The sequence below is a fragment of the Protofrankia sp. Cas3 genome, from assembly GCF_963555955.1.
Classification (GTDB): domain Bacteria; phylum Actinomycetota; class Actinomycetes; order Frankiales; family Frankiaceae; genus Protofrankia.
Map to the genome: position 1 here is coordinate 1 of NZ_CAUVXP010000124.1, position 17,272 is coordinate 17,272.

Here is a 17,272-nt window from a genome sequence, read left to right on the forward strand (position 1 = left end):
CCTCCTGGTCCGCCCCGGCCACGACGGTTCGCTCCCGAAACACAGAACGGGTCGTGATCAGGGAGTAGCCGACATCCAGCAGGTCATCGTCGGTGCGTTCGGCAACGGACAGCAGACGGTCGGCCTGTGCACGCAGGGCCTGGGGGGTCTTGGCGGTCAGCACCACGGGAACCGGACGGTGGGAGGGGACGGACAGCCCCAGCCCGGCAGGTCCCTGCGCACCGCCACCTGGTTGCGCCTCCGCGGGCTGGGCGGGTTGTTCGAGGATCAGGTGCGCATTGGTTCCGGACACCCCGAACGACGACACCGCAGCCCGGCGTGGGCGATCGGACGCCGGCCACGGCCGGCTCCGAGTCAGCAGTTCCACCGCGCCCGAGGACCAGTCGACGTGCCGAGAAGGCTCATCCACATGCAACGTCGCGGGCAACACTCCGTGCGTGAGCGCCGCCACCATCTTGATCACGCCGGCCACCCCTGCGGCCGACTGGGCATGACCGATGTTCGACTTCAGCGAGCCCAGCCAAAGTGGCCGCTCCGCCGGGCGGTCCTGACCGTAGGTGGCCAGCAGTGCCTCGGCTTCGATCGGATCACCCAGTGCCGTACCGGTGCCGTGGGCCTCGACCACGTCGATGTCCGCAGTGCACAGGCCGGCGCTGGCCAGCGCCTGCCGGATCACCTGTTGCTGGGCAAGCCCGCTGGGCGCGGTCAGCCCGTTGGAGGCCCCGTCCTGGTTCACTGCGGAACCTCGCAACACCGCCAGCACCCGATGACCGTGACGACGCGCGTCCGACAGACGCTCCAGAAGTACCAGGCCCACGCCCTCGGCCCACACGGTGCCGTCCGCTCCCTCAGCGAACGCCTTGCAACGGGCGTCCGGCGAGAGCGCACGCTGGCGGCTGAACTCCACGAACGAGTCTGGGCGGGCCATCACCGCAACCCCGCCGGCCAGCGCCATCGTGCAGTCCCCAAGCCGCAGTGCCTGCGCGGCGAGGTGAATCGCCACCAGCGAGGACGAGCACGCGGTGTCCACGGTCACCGCCGGTCCGGCGAACCCGAAGGTGTAGGACACCCGTCCGGACGCGACACTGCCGGAGGAGCCGGTGCTCAGGTAGCCTTCCGCGTCGTCAGGGACGGCGCCGAGACCGGCCGCGTAGTCGTGGTACATCACGCCGGTGTAGACCCCGACCTGGCTTCCCCGCAGGGTCTCCGGGTCGATCCTGGCACGTTCGAAGACCTCCCACGAGGTTTCCAGCAACAATCGCTGCTGCGGATCCATCGCCAGTGCCTCACGTGGCGAGATCCCGAAGAACTCCGGGTCGAACTCCAGCGCGTCGTGCAGAAACCCACCCTCACGGACATAGGACTTGCCCGGCAGGTCCGGGTCCGGGTCGAACAGTCCGTCAACGTCCCAGCCACGATCGGCCGGAAACGGAGAAACGGCATCCTCGCCGTCCAGCACCAGGCGCCACAGATCCTCGGGCGAGGCCACTTGGCCGGGCAGCCGACAGGCCATTGCCACGATCGCGACCGGCTCATCGTGCCGGACCGGAGCCTCCTGCGCGGTGGACACCACCTGCGAGGGTCGCTCACCGGCCAGCCTGGCCCGCAGGTATTCGCCCAGCGTGGCCGGCGTCGGATAGTCGAAAGCGACGGTCGCGCCCAGGGGCAGCCCGGTGGCGGCGCTCAGCCGCGTCCGCAGTTGCACGGCGGCCATCGAGGTGAAGCCCAGTTCCCTGAAAGCCCGGTCCGGATCGATCTCGGCGTGGCCAGGCAGCCCGGGGCAGACCTCACGAGTCGCGTCCCGCACGAGCTCCACCAGGGCCCGACGCTGCTCCTGCGCGGACAGCCTGGTCAGCCGGTGGGCCAAGCCGGGGTCCGGCTGCGCGGGCCGTTCGCCACCCGCCCCGACGGGCCCGCTCAGGACGGCTGGAACCGGCTCGGCCGGAACGGCCCCGGGCCGCCAGACGGCGAGCGAGCCGGGTGCGGCCGTGAGGGCCGCGTCGAACGCGGCCGGCTCCCGCGCCGCGGGTACACCCCATGCCAGGCAGACCACAGGCAGGCCGCGGGCGCGACGGCCCTCGGCCAGAGCGGCTACGAACGCGTCCGCCGCGGCGGACGCGCGGTCGCCGCCGATGAGCCCTGCGATGCCGCTGCACAGCACGAGCATGACCGGGTGGGCAGCGGCCGATTCCGTCAGCGCGACGACAGCGGCCAGGCTTGCGGTATCGGCCTCGCCGGCGTGCACGATCGCGGTGAGCGGCGGGGTCTGATCGGCGAGTGCCGCCGCCCATGTGTCGCGGTTGCCGAGTTCGCCCTCGGTTACTACGACGTCGGCGCCCAGCTCCGCCAGTTCGGCTGCCAGGGCGGTCGCCTCGGCGGTATATGCCAGCCGGAGGTGGCGGACACCGCACCCGGTCACCAGATGCCGGGCCAGGGCGGCACCCCGCGGACCGTCGGCCCCCGTGAGCAGGACCGCGCCCCCCGCGTCGAACACGTGCACCGCCTCGTCGGCCTGGTCGGCCGCGTACGCCGGTACCAGTCTCGGCATGAACGCGACGCCTGCGCGCAGCGCCAGCTGCGGCTCGCCCGAGGCGACCGCGGCTTCGAACGCGTCGACCGACCGGGGGTCCTCGTCGCTGTCCACCAGGACGACCCGCCCGGGGTGAGCGGCCTGGATCGACCGGACCAGGCCCCACAGCGCGGCGTGCACCGGATCCGGACCGTCCACGCCGGCCGTCACGGCGACCGCCCGTCGCGTCGCCACCACCAGTCGGTGCGTGGCGGGGCGTTCCTCGGCCAGCCACGCGTCCACCGTGTTCGCTACGTATTCGACGCCGCGCCGTACCGCGTCGACGAGGTCCCCGGCCGGTCCGAGGTCAGGAACGGACCATACGGTCGCGTGGACGGCGGTTTCCGGGAACTGTGCCGAGGGCAAGGACGGCAGGATCCAGTCGAGCCGGTACAGCGACGAGTAGTGCCCGCTGTTCGTGGCCAGCAGCCGGGCAGGAAGGTCGGGCAGCCTGTGCCGGGCGATCTTGCCGGACGCCGTGCGGGGAACCTGGGCGATCTCATAGATTTCGTCCGGCACCTTGGACGGCGACAGCCTGTCCCGGCACGCTCCGAGCAGCTGTTGGGGATCCAACCCGCCCGGCACGGGCACCACGAACGCCACAGGTATCTCACCCAGCACCTCGTGCGGTTTGGCGGCCACGGCGACATCGCCGACCCCGGGCTGCTCACGCAGCACCGCTTCGACCTCACCGGGGTGGATGTTCTCCCCGCCTCGGATGATCAGTTCCCTGATCCGGCCGGTGATGGTGAGAAAGCCGGCCTCGTCGCGGCGGGCCAAGTCCCCGGTGTGGTACCACCCGTCCCGCAGTACGTCGGCGGTCGCCTCCGGCTGGCCGTGGTAACCGGACATCACGCTCGGCCCGCTCACCCACACTTCGCCCTCGTGACCGGGCCCGACGTCCTGCCCGCTCTCCGGGTCGACCAGGCGCACCGAGAGCCCCGGCACCGGCAGTCCACACGAGCCGTCCACCCGGCCGCCGGTGGGCCAGTTGGTGGCGATCCCCCCGCATGTCTCGGTGCTGCCGTAGTTGTCGATCAGGGGCACGCCCAACGCGGCCTCCACCGACCGCCGCAGTTCTGGGGTACTGACCGCACCGCCGACCATGCAGATCCGCAGCCGCGGCAACCGCAACCCGGCCTTGGTCGCCCGCACTAGGTGGTGGTAAATCGTCGGCACCGCGGCCAGGAACGTGATCGGTTCACTCTTCAGGCAGCCCAGCACATCCTCGGCCGACATGCCGTCGATGATCCGGGCGCTCGCCCCGACTGCGACCACACCCACAACGCCGACAACGTGCGAGAGACAGTGGAACATCGGCAGCGGGCACAGCACCGTGTCCTCTTCGGCCAGTCCGAGGGCGGTCGAGTAGCAGGCGGCCACTGACCAGAGGTAGTTGCGCTGGGTGGAGAGCACTCCCTTCGGCTGGCCGGTGGTCCCGGACGTGTAGAGCATCCAGGCCGGTTCGTCGAGTCCGAGGTCGTCGCGCGGCGGCATGGAAGGCGAAGTCTCGGTCATGGTCGCGTAGGACAGCATGTTCGGGGGGACGTCCTGCATGCCGTCGTCGATGACCACGACGATCAAGTGCGGCAGCCTCGACCGGAGCCGGCTCAACTGGGCGGCGTGCGCCGAGTCGGTGATGACCACCCGCGCGCCACTGTCCTGCAGGTAATAGGCGAGTTCCGAGTCCGTCGAATGCGGATTGAGCGGCACCCCGACAGCGGCGGCCCGGACGATGGCGAGGTAACACTCCACCATCTCCACCCGGTTTCCCAGGTAGATCACCGCACGATCTCCGGGCTGAAGCGATACCCCCGCCAGGTGCCCGGCGAGATGTCCCGTGCGCCGCTCCAGTTCTCTGTAGGTCACCGACCGGTGCGCGTCCGCGACGGCGATCTTGACGCCGAGTTGGTCCGCGTGAGCCAGCAGCAGCTCCGGGAGCGGCCTGATCAACTCGGTACGCAGCATGGCATCAGTGTCATTCGAAATGCGCGCTCTCCACCCCCTAGCACACCCCCAAGCACACCCCTAACTGCAACGGCAGTTAGGGGTGTGGGTAGCCGCGTCGTTTGTAGTGGCTGAGTCTGGCTTGGTGCTGGCGGCGTCGGCGCCAGCGGGACCAGTGCCAGACGTGCCCGGCGTCGGGAACGTAGCGGTGGACCAGGTTGATCAACAAGCGGCGGATCTCGGGTAATGTGTAGGCGATCATGCCCTGGTCTCGGGTGCCGATTCCCCTTTTAACGCAAGGGTTTTGGTCGCGGCGAGCCAGGCATGGGCGAGCATGGACAGAGTGATGTGGGCATACCACGCCCGCCAGGTGCGGGCCTGGTAGTGGTCGAGTCCGGCTTCGTTTTTTGCTTGCTGGAAGCATTCCTCAGTGAGCCACTGTTGGTGCTCCTCAAGCTGTGATCGTTTTTCATGTCTGGGTTCCGTTCGTGTTGGGGTCTGGCTGTGTCGGGTGGGGCCGGGTCCAGCGGGCTCGGGTGTAGTAGCCGGGTGGGCGGTCACGGCGTTCGCGGAGCCGCTCGATCGCGGTGTCGTCGGCGAGGATGATCCAGGATCTGCCGTCCGGGTGGCGCCGGGCGGTGATCCATCCTCGGTAGATCCAGTTGTAGAGGGTGGCGGTCGGCATGCCCAGGGCGACGGCGAGGCCGGCGACCGACCAGCGGCCGGGGCCGGGGTTGGCCAGGGCGGTGCGGGTGTCGCGGGGGTGGTGGATCCCGATGCCGAGGCGGCGGGTGAGGGTGAGGATCTGTCCGGGGCCGAACCGGGTGGTGCGTTTGGGTGGGCGTAGCCCCTCGGTGTTGAGCTGGTCGGCGATCTGGCGGCTGGAGTAGCCGGCGCCGGCCAGTTCGATGATCCGGTCGATCAGGTGGGGGTAGTCGCCCGCTGGTCACGTTGTCGGGACCGGCCAGCACCATCGCTCGAACTTGGCATCGGATGCGGGGTCCACCGCCGCAGCGTGCCACAAGGTCATGAGTGAACCGCCAGGTCACTCCCGTCCAATAGCGGAACCCCTAACGAGCCGGGTGCATACACCGTCGGTCGGGCATCTGGCTCATCGAGCGAGTGACCGATCTTCACGCAGAACCTGTTCACCGAAGATCGGCGACGAGCCGCGCAGCACATGTCGCGTTGTGGCTGCACCCCAACAGGAGGTGATCTACGCTGCTAAACGTGCCGGAATCGCGGCGACGCAAGCCGCAGACACCCACCGGAGCCCGCCCAACCCCACCCGCCCGGCCTCGCAGACCCGGCCGGATTCTCGGCGCGGTACCCGAGTCGCGCCTTGAGGCGATCCTGGCGCGAGCACCCGCCGACCGGCTGCCAATCTGGCTGCTACCGCACCTGTATCGCCAATACGTCACCGGCGCCCAAGCGAACCATTGCATCGACGCGGCGCTGACACTCGGCGCCGCCTTCAACCTGCTCGGGATTCCCGCGCGCCCATGGCCGGTCCGGCTGCTCATCGAACCCGACGCCGGCACGTCCGCGACCTTGTACGGCGACAACCCGCGGTGGGAAGAAGACGTGTTCCGCGGCCACTGCGTACTCTGGCTACCGCAGCACGCCCACTTCATCGACGTCACCCTGGAGCAATTCGAAGAGACCGTCGGCGACGATCCACTCGTCGGCAGGGCTGCCTACACTCTGCACGGCACGCAGCTGGGCGACCAACCAACGCTGGACTGGGCCAACGCCAGCGGCACAGCGCTCGTAAGGCGCGAGACCTGCAGCCTGGCTTACACAGCGGGCACGGAGGCCGAGGCAGAGAGGATGCTCGCGGCTCCCCTCGTCCACGCTCACGCCGCAGCCCATCACCGGTCCGGGACGAACCTGGCGTCCACTGCCATCGTGCTGTTCGCCGCCGACCCCGAGACCCTCGCCCGAGCGCGCGCTGGCCCGTATCCGCGGCTACGAACCCTCCTCGACGCGCTCGCCCACGCACCGTCCGACGTCGACGACGACGGCAACTGGCGATTTCTCTGGCCCGGGCCAACGGGTAACTCCCGCCCCATGCTGCTCGACGACATCCCGCTGTGACCGCCGCTCGACACGCATGTGCCGATCGGCGAATCCGTAGCGCGGCGCCCGCCGACTGAGAAGATCGGGTCCCACGCCCACCTAATACTCCAGCCTGACGTCTGTGCTTCCGGCCCGACGCCTGTGATCGTTTGGATCTGGTGAGCCTGGGTCGGGTGCGCGGGTGCGCGGGTGCGCATCGCGCGATGTGGTCGGCCCGGACGCGAGGGGCCTGCGAAGGACCCGGAAGGCGCTATTTGTCTCCGAGGACCATGCCGCAGCCGACCAGCGTGATGCTGGTGGCTGGGGCGTGTGTCCGCCGTGGTCGGATAAGCCCCGGGCTACCCGACGTTCCGGGACCCACCGCCGCTAAGAGTCTGTTCGCCCCAACAGCAGCGGCATGTACTCGCAGACACCCCACGCCTCGGCTGGGCGCAGGACAGGAGGAGGCCACGTCATCGGGTTCGGGTCAGGCCACAGCGGAACCAGCGCACCCCGGAAGACGGACGTGAGGTTCCACGTCGACGGTCCAAGGACCGGGTCAACGATCGTGTGCAGCAACAGCGATCCGAGGCCAATGGTCACGGAGAGGATGTTCGGCGGGTCATCGGGATTCGCGGGCTCGTCGCCGACCGAATACAGCACGCTTCGGCACTCGGCACGCAACGCCCAGTCTTCGTCGTCGACCGCAGCTGCCCACACCATGCACTCTGGAGTCGGCTGCAGGGTGGCATAGAAACCCTCATAGACCGGCCCGAGCGCGGCCTGCTCCGAACCGGTCAGCTGCGCCATCAGGCTGGTCTTGACCGCCCACGTCGCTATAGACATTGCCACGTCAGCGCCAAGCGACATCGACAGCCTGCCACGGATCATCGCCGACAAGACAGGGCGGGCCTCGACCTCGATGTTGTTCATGTAGTAGTTGTTGCACCGGCCGCAGACCGCCCTAACGGTCGCAGAATTGAAGCTCTCTGCCATCTCCCGATGATGCGGGCCGTCGACCGTTCGCTCGGGCTGTAGAAGCACGACGGCCTGGTCCTGGCCGCGGAACCGCGCCTGCTCAGGCAACACGTCACTGAGCCACCGGGGTATCACGTGCTCCCTGGTGAGACCAGTGCCGCCGCAGAACACACATCGTCGGGCCATACGAGCAGCCTGGCCCTCGCGCGTCGTCTCGGCAAAGGGATTGGTCGCGTAGCCCGGGCTTATGATCCCGCGCATGGCCAGCTGCCCGTGGCAGATGTAACACGGTCGAGCCGGCTCTCGCTCGCTGCGGTCTCGCACCGATCGCGCCTGAGGCGGCGCAAACACGCTGCTCAAGCGTTCACGACGAGACCCAGATCTGGCCCTCACCCAGATGACCGTGTCCGGTGAAGCCCCGGACCTCCAATGTCGGAACTCGCGGTCCAGCGCGCCACGGGCCTCAGCCAGCGGTCGCCGGCCGTTGCTACACAACAGACGCAGACACCTGGGGAGCCAGGGACGCGGTCTTCTGACCTGGCCCGATGTGCGCAGCGGAGCGGCGAGGCGTCCGCTTCAACGGCGGACGCTCGTTTCCTGCTCAGCCGGCCGCTTGCTGGCGGACTCGCGGGCGTCGGCCAGCTGGCCCGCGTCGATTGGGCCAGCATGACTATCGCCGAGCACCCGATGGGCTTGGGCGTGGGTTTCGTTCACCCGAACGCGGAATTCATCGCAGCCGGCGCCTCCGAGTTCGACGCCGCGCAGTCTGTCGACGTTGCCGAGATCATCCTATCGGAGCGTCGCTACGACCGTTTGAACCCGCCGTCTATTTTCCGAACCACGAGTAGGCGGAGGAGGCAGTCGGCAAGACCGCAAAGCAGAGGAATAGAAATCCAGCACACTCGTAGAGAATATTCGGCAGTGGTGTGAATCCTCGTCCACGCGAGCGGACGATATTTTTGTGGACTGCTTCTATCAGGTTGACCCAGATTCCGACGAAAACGAGATAAATCAGGATGATCGGTATCGCCAGTAGCGGATCCCGAATGATCCCCGCTGTGATTCGCCGCATTTTTCTCCCGTATTGTGGTCGATGTCCTGCTGTGACCGGTTATCACCCGAGCCGCAGCCGCCCGTCCTGGACTAGAAGCTCGGTGGCATTGGCTCCGTGCCCATCCGCGTCGGCGGGCGGCCCGGACAGTGGGTCGCGTCCTGCGTCGGAGACGTCCCAGTGTCGCAGTGTGCCGTCGGCTGACGCGGTGGCGACCGTGTGTGGGCCGTCAGTCCAGAGCGCTTGGACCACGCCGCCGGCCGAGCCGACCAGCGCTGTCGTCTGGGCGCCGGTGCTCGCGTCCCACACCGCTGCGGTGCGGTCCGCCGAGGCCGTCAGGATGGAACGACCGTCGTACGACCAGGCGACCGAGTGGATCTCGTCGGTGTGGCCGGCCAGGCGGTGGAGTTCCGTGACCTCCTGGCTCGTTCCGACCGCCAGGACCAGCACCTCGCCGTCAGTCGACCCGACGGCGAGCCGGTCTCCGGTCGGGCTCCAGGCGACGCTGGTGAGCCGCCTGCCGGCGTCGAAATGGGCCACCACCGCGTCGGCGCTGTTGAGGGTGAGCCGGTTGTCCTCGGCGACCAGCGCGTACTCGACGCCGTGCGGATGCCAGGCAAGTCCGCGCAGGAAGCTCTCGTGCGGCCGCCGTTCCTCCCGATCCAGCGACGTGCCGTCGGAGCGGTAGAGGCGGACCATGCGGTCGCGCGCGACGGTCAGCAGCCGTGTTCCGTCGGGAGACCAACGCCCGTCCTCAACGCCTTCGCGGACTGGCAGCGTGTGCTCCAGCTCGAGGCGGTCGCCGCGCAGCCGCCAGATCCGCGCGGTCTCATCTCGCGATCCGGTCAGCAGGCGTTCGCCCGACGGTGACCAGGAGATCGACTGGATGATGGCTTCGTGCGCGCGGGGCGTCCAGGCCACCCGGCTCCCATCGGGCCGCCGGATGTCTATGCCGAAACCGCCCGTGCCGGACGACAGCGAGTCCGGAGTGCTCGCGCCGGGCGTCCGCGCGATGGCGAAATAGGCGGAGGCCGCAGTCCAGTCCATCGCGGTCGCGGGCGTGCCGAGGTCGGCCGTCGCCGTCTCGACCGCGCCGATCTTCCAGACGAGGGCGGTCCCGTCGTCGGCGACGGACATCACGCGGTCCCCTGCCTTGGACCAGGCGACATCGCAGACGCCCTGCCGATGGCCCCGCAAGACCAGCAGCCGCTCACCAGTGTGGACGTCCCAGACACCCACCGTCGTGTCGGCCGATGCGCTGGCCAGCCGGTTCCCGCGCGGTGACCAGGCCACCCTGCGAACCTGGTCGGTATGGCCGGAAAACTGGCGGACCTCGGAACCGTCCGTCACGTCTATGACCTTGACGAGATTGTCCTGGGCGCCCGTCGCGATCGTCCGTCCGTCGGGCGCGAAGCGGACGGCGCGGGCGACGCTGCCGGCGTGTGCCTCGATCTGGCGTGTCGGCGTGTCGGTGCCGTCCGGGTTCGCCTCGGGTTCGACGGTCCACAGGTCGATCAACCCGTCCTGGCGGGCGGTGGCGACCCGCAAGGCTCCTGCCGGCCTATCGGCGGGGCCGGCGCAGACATCGACGTCCCACAGCCGGACCACGGGGCCACCGTCGACCCCGCCGCGGCTCGTAGCCCGAAGGATCATGCTCGCGCCCTTGTAAGGACGTCGAGCCGGCCGAAGCAGCGTCTCACCGTTCGCGCAGGCGGCGACGACCAGTGCGCCATCGGGACTGAAGCGCAGGGACCAAGGCCGATCGGTCAGGGCAATGACCCGGACCTCGCGCTCGCTGGCCGTTGACCACAGGCGGACCGTCTGGTCGGTGGACGCGGAAGCGATCTGGTCGCCGTCGGGATGCCAGGCCACCGCGCGGACCCAGCCCCCGCCCGCTTCGAGCTGGTCCTCGCCGTGGGAGAAGACCATCACGAGCTGCCCGCGCTCGGGGTCCCAGACGCGTGGCCGCCCGTCCCGCGAACCGGTCACGGCCCGCGAGTCATCCGGCGACCAGGCGACGCCCCACATGCCCGACCCCCCGTCGCGCAGCCGCCGGACCCAGCGCATCCGCGCCTCTACGCGCTGCACGAGCGCGCGCCACGCCTCCAACCGGGGCGCGGACAGCACCACCGCGAGCGAGGCGGGATCAGTGTTGCGGGCCGCTCCCACCAGTAGCCGCAGGCTATCCTCGAGGCTCCGCTCGGCCAGGACCTCGGCCTCCCCGACCAGTCGATCCAGCCCGTACTGCGCCGAGGCGGCCACCAGCCGCGACGCCTCCGGTGTGACGTCGCCGGCGGCCAACGCCGTACGCAGCGCCGGCCATCCCCACGCGGCCCAGCCGGTAGCGGCCTCAAGGCGATCGGTCCGCGTGAGGTCGGCGAGCAGGCGCTGAAGGCGGGATTGGTTGATCAGGTCGGTGTCCTGCCGGCCGCCGGAGCGCCAGATCGCCGCGAGGTCCTCCAGCTCGCCCCGAGCCCGCAACGACTCCCGCAGCCGGACCAGATGCCGGTGTAGCCGCGGCCAGCCGCTGAACAGGCTCTCGTGGGCGACCTCCAGCGCGTTGTCGCCCACGTTGCGAATCCCGAGGACGCGCTCAGCGACCTCGTCCACCCGCCCCTCAGCGTCATCAGAGACGAACAGCGACCGGGTCGTGGTCAGCACCCGGCGCGCGAGGAAGGGACGCAGAAGCCGCAGACGATCGCCGGAGATCTCGTCGATGAGCAGCGGACGTCGCGTGAAGGCCCGGTCCCGGCCGACCGACGCAAGGCGCGTCAGCAGCTCGAGTACCTCGTTCTCGGCCGCAGCCAGATCGACGACCAGGTCCGGACTGATGGAAGTGCCATAGACGGCCAGCTCCAGGGCTTCCTGGAAGGCCGCCTCGGCTTGCCTGGCCAGGACTTCGGGCACCCGTCCTGAGTTCACGTATTCGCCGAGCTTGATGGCGCGGGGCGCGGTGGCGTCTCCGGTGTCGACCCGGTCCCAGAGTTCGGCCAGCGCATACGCGAGCATCGGGAGCGAACCTCGGCCCGCGTCCTCGACGATGGCGCCCAGCGCCTCGCTGTCGAAGTCCCACCCGAGCTGTCGGGCTGGATCGGCGATCGCGGCGACCAGAGCGCCGCCCGTCAATGGCCTGACCAGGAAGGATCGCTGAATCAGCCCTTTCAGGCCCGTGTCCCGCAGCAGCGGCTCCAGGTAGTCGGCGCGGACGGTGTAGACGAGCCAGGCGACGCGCCGGGACGCGGCGACCAGCGCGTCGACCAGCGCCCGCGCTTCGGTCCGTTGTCCGGGGCGCGAGTCCCGACCCGACTCGTGCTGGTCGAGGAGCTCCTCGGCCTGGTCGAGCACGATGAGGACGCGGGCTCGGCCGTGCTGCCCGTCATTCACGTCGATCAGCTCCGCGATCAGCTCCGCCAGCCCCGACGGGGACTGCCGCAGGCGGCCCTCGAGGACGGACGCGGGCACCGGCGGCAGGCCGGCTGAGTCGCGCAGCCGGGCTAGCTGCTCGGCGAGGCCTCGGACGGCACCGGTGTTCGGCGACACCGGACCGAGGATGAGCCAGCGACCAGCCCGCTGGCTCGGCGCCGCGCGCAGCCGCGGTATCAGACCCGCTCGGACCAGCGACGACTTGCCGACTCCCGACGCGCCGACCACGGCGAGGACGCCGTGATCCCGCGGCGCGATGTCCGCTACCAGCTCGTCGATGGCCTCGCGGCGACCGAAGAACAGCGAGGACGTGGCCTCACCGAACGCGGCCAGACCCGGGTACGGGGACGTCGGGCCCGGACCGGTCGGCACGCCTCGGTCCCGCAAAAAACGCACGGCGTCGGCCACGACGTCAGCCACGGAGTCCGCATCGTCGGGGTCTGCGCTCAGACTCTGAATATCGGCCGTCAGTGCTCGCCGCGCTGCGGCGCCGAGAACGATCTCCAAATACGGCGCGGTCGGCTTCCGTTCCCGGAAGACGCTGACCTCGTTGATACACCAGTCATTACCCGATCCTTCGGAGGAGACCGCGATAAACGCCTGGCTGAGGAGCAGGTTCTTGCGAATGTTTGCTGCCCACGGCTCTCCGGGAGCGGCAGCGTGCCCGCGGGCTCGATAGTCGTAGTAGTCGCTATAGCCGGCTTCTTCGAGCGCGGCGACGAGTCGGCCCACGAACGGTCCCGCGTCCGGCTCGTGAAAACTGACAAACACCTTTCCCACGTTTCCCCCGTAGTCCCGTGGTGTCATCACCGTCTTCGCGGCGATGCTGGCGTACTCTACTCCTCGAACATCATCATCGGGGACAGTGTCCTGGACATTCGGAGGAGCCCGGTGCCGAAGACGGATTACTTCAGGGACCCGGCGGCGCCGCAGGCGAACAGCCTCACGCCCGTGGTCAACGTCGCGATTCGCGACGGGCAGCGGCGACTGCTGCTCATTCGACGTTCGGACGACGGCTACTGGGCCCTTCCAGGCGGCTTCATGGACCCAGGGGAGCGCATCGCGGCGGCTGCCGTCCGCGAGGTGAAGGAGGAGACGGGACTGGACATCCAGGTCACCGGCATCGTCGGGCTCTACACCGATCCAGAGCACGTCACGGCGTACGACGACGGTGAGGTTCACCAGCAATGCACGGTCTGCTTCCAGGCCGAGATCGTCGGAGGCGAGACGGGCGAGACCGCCGAGGCGACGACTGTCGCCTACATCGCCGAAGGCGACCTGGCCGGTCTGCGAATCCATCCGGTCATGCGGCTGCGCATCGGCCACGCTCTCACCGAGAACCAGTCGCCTTTCATCGGTTGACGGCCGGGGGACACGCCACTCGCCCTCGGCGACAGGGCCAGATCCCGTTCCCACCTACGAACGCCATGGCGCTCGATCTCCGCCACTTGTCGCGACGAATGGGCATCCAGCTCGGCACGGTGTCCGCCCAAGACAGACTGCGAGGCGGTCCGGGGGTGGCCCGGTGAGACATTCGCTCGTCTCCCGCGGTCGGCGCGGGGGCCGCTCAGCGGTCGTGGCCGGACCGGCCCGGTTCGGCCTTCGGAACCTCGAGTTCCAGGACGAGGGCGTTGATCCGCAGCCGGACTTCGGGGGGTGGTGCCTGCCCGTCGGTATGCGTGGCGGACGTTGTGGCGTCGAGGCTTCCGACGTGGACCGCCCGGATCTCGATCTGGCGCGCCTGGCGGGCATAGAACAGCAGGTCTTCCACTGCCGCGGCGAGGGCGCGGTCGTTGTTGTCGGCCAGCGACTGGGCCAATCGGTCCAGGGTCCGGGTGACCGAGGGACGGGCCTTGTCGGTCTGGACCCAGACCTCGCCGGGCAGCGACCAGTCGGCCGCCGCGCGCAGGAGGCGCAGCGCCCCCACGCGTGTGGCCGCGAGCTCCCGGTCGGTCATGGCGTCACCACTGCGCATCAGTCCTTGCTTCTCGTTGGCGGGCACTGGTCATCGCCGCTGGCCTGGTGGCCAGACGACGGTCACCGGTTTGCCCTGTTCCGCGGCATAGCCGATGACGTCTGCTGTGCCGCCCAGCCCACGAGCTGGCAGGCCGTCCCAGACGACGAGCATCTCGTCGGCTCCCTCGACGACCGCTCGGCCGGCCGCGAAGAACGCGTCTTCGGACGGGACGTCGAAATTCAGGATCAGCGGGCGAAGATCCTGCCGGACAAGCTCCTGGAAACTGGCCCGGTCGTCGTCCGTCTCGAAGGTCGACAGATAATCCTGACTGGGAATCACGAGGCGCAACGAGCCGCCCAGTTCGAGCACCAATCGAGCGAACATCTGGTCGGCGCCCGCCGCCAGCGACGTCAACCCGATCAGGGGCCTCGGAACGGTGTGCAGATGGCGGGCCATCCCGTCGATGATGTAGGCGACACTCTGCTCCGGTATTTTCTGGTGGCCGGAGAACCCGACGGTGGTCACAGGCGTTCCTTGTCGACGAGCTGCCAGTAGTGTTGGCCTAGTTTCGTGAGCCGGCAGGCCGTCGAACGGATGGCTGCGTAGTACATGTGCACCTCGCCCACGGGCTCGACGAGCTTCACCGCGCGAGCGGCCTGCAACAGCCCGAAGTCCCGCTCGTGCTGCTCGTTGTGGGGATTGGCGTCCGGTTCGTAGGAGGGGTCGAGCGGGAGTTCGTGGGTCGGTGTCGGGAAGAGCGTGACGAGGGCGCGTAGCTGTCGCGGGGTGAAGTCCGGGCTGGTCTGGCGCAGTTCATGCAGCCGGTCGATGTTGGCCTTGAACGTGGGTCGCTGGTCCCATGGGCCGAACATGTCGGAGAGAAAGGCGTAGACGCCGGCCACGGTGACCTTCCCGAGGAGGTCGGCTGCGCCTCCCCGCAGGGCGTCCTCCAGGTATCGGGCGAACAGGCCGCGCCCGGCGACCTCAGCCGCGGGCTGGTCCGCCCGGGCCGCTGTGACGATGGACAGGCCGGTCCGGATGGTCGCGGCCGAGGACCCCAACTGGGGCACGCCGCCAGCGGCGCCGGAGAAGCAGCAGTCCAGCAGGATCACCACCTCGGGAACGGGCGACCGCCCGACCATCGTCAGAATCGTGGACAGCGGCATCCCCGGAAAACCGTCGGTGCCGTCGGTCGTACACAGGACGACGTCGTTCGGCACCGGATGGCCGTGGCCGGCGAAATAAAGCAGAGCGATGTCCGCAGCCGGCGCGAGCAACCGTTCCAGGTCGCGGCGCAACACTTCCCGTGTCACCTGCGTCAGGTCACTGGTGAGTGTCTCGCAGGAGAAGTTGCCGTTCTCGTCTTCATTGCGCCGGAGCAGCGACGCGAGAGCGTTGACGTCGTTGCAGCAGCCCGCCAGCGGCCGGAAGTGGTCGTACTTGTCGAGCCCTACTAGCAGTGCCCGCTTCACGGACACCCATCCTTACGATCTTCGCGCACGGCTCAGATACCCCCGTAGTCGACCGCGCCTTACCTTCGATTTGCCTTGCCGGGTCCACGACCCCCGAAGGCAAGGCTGATCTTAATCCCGCTCACATTCGCTGGGGCGACGGGTCATCCTCGACGCGACCCGGCGAGTCGGATGGCAGGCGGTAGCGTGACGCGAGGTCGAGGAATCGCGGGTTGTGACGATAGTCCTCCAGCGCGGCGCCGAGCAGACCCCGCAGCGGGCTGGGGACCAGCCCGCTCTCCAACTCTCTGAGGACCTCACCCCACCACGTCCGCGGGCTCATCCCGACGGCGAACGGAAGCCGCCGGCGCGGCACACCTACCCGCTCGGCAAGCTGACAAGCCAGGCGCGGGTCGACGTAGAGCTCGGCGAGCTCGTCGAGGAACATCAGCCGGTCCTCGCCCGTGATCGGCAGGTCGGCCATCGGGGCTTCCACGCTCGCGGCCAGGCCTGCCCGCTCGGCGGCGTCCACCGCCGCTCGCGCCCGTGCGCCGGCCGAGGACAGGAAGGCAGCGCTGTCCGCGAGCAGATCCGCCAGATGCCGCGCGCACCGCTGGTCATCCGCGAACGGATCGGCCAACCCGGTCGGAATGACCGTTGACGCGGTCAGCGACCGCATATTCGCCTCGACTATCCGCACATTGCGTTCCACATCGAGCAGGGACGTGCGCGTGACCGTCTCGTAGAAGACGTCGGCTCTCAGCTGAGCCAGCGGCCTAGCCAGGACCGACGCCGCCTCGGCCCCGTCGGTTCCGAGCAGGCCGGCCTCGGCGAGTCCTCCACCAAGCTGGCGGGCGCCGTCATCGAGCCCCCGACGCAGCCGCTCGACCGCCGCCGTGCCCGCCGCCCAGACCCTGGCCTGCAGGCGCATCTTCGCGGCCTCGGCGAGGTAGAGCTGCAACGATGGCGGCGCGGTGCCACCGGACGACCACGTCCACGCACCCAGCGCAGCTTCCCGCTGCGCGTCCGCGATTACCAGAAGCCTGCGCAGTGCCCGGTCGTCGCCCCCGGCACCCGGCTCCCACAAGGCGAATCCCTCGAGGGTCGTGGCGCCTCGGTGCTCCCACCCGTCAGCCCGGTCGAAGCTCGGGAGCTCTGAAGCATATTCGCCGACCAGCTCGGCCGAGGCCGCCTGCGGATAGCCGGAGAGGACGTTGAACCTGGGTAAGAGCCCCTGGTAGATCCGGGTCTGGTCGACAAAATCGGACCGTGACGCGGTACCCGCCTCGTCCCACCTGGCGTCAAGCTCCGACCAGCCGACCTCTTCACCGGGGCGCGGCGCAAGTATCGCGGACAGGCAGAACAGGCCTCTCTGCCGGCGCAGCACGGTCTGAAACACGCCTGGGCCGTCTGCCTGCTGGCTGGCGACGATCTGCTCGACGATTGGCGCGCCCGCTCCTTTCAGGTCCGCAGGAGAATCGGGCAGATCGGTCGGAACGCCGAGCCCGGGCGCTGCGGCCGCGACGCCCAGCACGTCGCGACAGGCGTACCAGATCCGGCGCAGGTGACCGTAGCCATATTCAGCCCGTCCGGTGTCGCCGGTGGGAGCGATGAGGTGGACGACGAGTTCGGCGGCCAGCACGAAGCATCCCTCCTGATCAGGTGCTTTTCGGGTCACCATTATGGCCCGCGCCGGAACGGCGGCTGGACACGTTGCCGGGCTCGGTGCGAATCCCCGCCGCCGCTGTCGATGGAACGGATTCGCGAGGTCGTCACCTCTGTGGACCCCTCCCTCAGCCTGGATGCACCGATTCGATTCGGCGGACCATTCCAGTCGA

10 protein-coding genes and 2 pseudogenes are annotated in these 17,272 nt (G+C 69.1%); 2 read left to right on the forward strand and 10 right to left on the reverse strand.

What is annotated here, in order from left to right:
• The 4 genes and pseudogenes from U9983_RS19990 to U9983_RS28000 form a co-directional block, all read right to left on the reverse strand.
• Nucleotides 1-4,537: beta-ketoacyl synthase N-terminal-like domain-containing protein (locus U9983_RS19990; protein ID WP_322755504.1), on the reverse strand; the 4,537-nt coding region annotated here is incomplete at its 3' end.
• Between the two features lie 237 nt (nt 4,538-4,774).
• A pseudogene (locus U9983_RS19995) lies at nt 4,775-4,957 on the reverse strand (IS701 family transposase); the annotation flags it as partial.
• A 28-nt stretch (nt 4,958-4,985) separates the two neighbouring features.
• Nucleotides 4,986-5,201, reverse strand: a complete 216-nt coding sequence (locus tag U9983_RS20000; protein WP_322755513.1) for a hypothetical protein — start codon at nt 5,199-5,201, stop codon at nt 4,986-4,988.
• 123 nt (nt 5,202-5,324) lie between these two features.
• Nucleotides 5,325-5,441: pseudogene (locus U9983_RS28000) on the reverse strand (recombinase family protein); the annotation flags it as partial.
• Nucleotides 5,442-5,746: 305 nt separating this feature from the next.
• On the opposite strand from U9983_RS28000, the gene U9983_RS20010 reads away from it, so the two are divergent.
• On the forward strand, nt 5,747-6,613 hold the full coding sequence (locus U9983_RS20010) for a hypothetical protein (protein WP_322755505.1): 867 nt from the start codon (nt 5,747-5,749) through the stop codon (nt 6,611-6,613).
• Nucleotides 6,614-6,961: 348 nt separating this feature from the next.
• Here the strand turns inward: U9983_RS20010 and U9983_RS20015 are convergent, their stop codons facing one another.
• The gene (locus U9983_RS20015) at nt 6,962-7,663 is read right to left on the reverse strand and encodes a hypothetical protein (RefSeq protein ID WP_322755506.1); all 702 of its coding nucleotides are present in this window, start codon (nt 7,661-7,663) and stop codon (nt 6,962-6,964) included.
• A 1,003-nt stretch (nt 7,664-8,666) separates the two neighbouring features.
• On the reverse strand, nt 8,667-12,833 hold the full coding sequence (locus U9983_RS20020; RefSeq protein WP_322755507.1) for a TIR domain-containing protein: 4,167 nt from the start codon (nt 12,831-12,833) through the stop codon (nt 8,667-8,669).
• 84 nt (nt 12,834-12,917) lie between these two features.
• On the opposite strand from U9983_RS20020, the gene U9983_RS20025 reads away from it, so the two are divergent.
• The gene (locus tag U9983_RS20025) at nt 12,918-13,388 is read left to right on the forward strand and encodes an NUDIX domain-containing protein (protein WP_322755508.1); all 471 of its coding nucleotides are present in this window, start codon (nt 12,918-12,920) and stop codon (nt 13,386-13,388) included.
• A gap of 205 nt (nt 13,389-13,593) precedes the next feature.
• On the opposite strand, the gene U9983_RS20030 is transcribed toward U9983_RS20025, so the two are convergent.
• The 4 genes from U9983_RS20030 to U9983_RS20045 all read right to left on the reverse strand — a co-directional run bounded on the left by U9983_RS20030 (nt 13,594) and on the right by U9983_RS20045 (nt 17,076).
• Entirely contained in the window at nt 13,594-14,001 is a 408-nt protein-coding gene (locus U9983_RS20030) for a hypothetical protein (protein ID WP_322755509.1), read from the reverse strand.
• A gap of 30 nt (nt 14,002-14,031) precedes the next feature.
• A complete protein-coding gene (locus tag U9983_RS20035) occupies nt 14,032-14,508 on the reverse strand; it encodes a hypothetical protein (RefSeq protein WP_322755510.1) in 477 nt (158 codons plus the stop codon).
• Entirely contained in the window at nt 14,505-15,455 is a 951-nt protein-coding gene (locus U9983_RS20040; protein ID WP_322755511.1) for a caspase family protein, read from the reverse strand. The genes U9983_RS20035 and U9983_RS20040 overlap by 4 nt, the downstream gene beginning before the upstream one ends.
• Nucleotides 15,456-15,576: 121 nt before the next feature.
• A complete protein-coding gene (locus U9983_RS20045; protein ID WP_322755512.1) occupies nt 15,577-17,076 on the reverse strand; it encodes a CATRA conflict system CASPASE/TPR repeat-associated protein in 1,500 nt (499 codons plus the stop codon).
• Nucleotides 17,077-17,272: the final 196 nt, after the last annotated feature.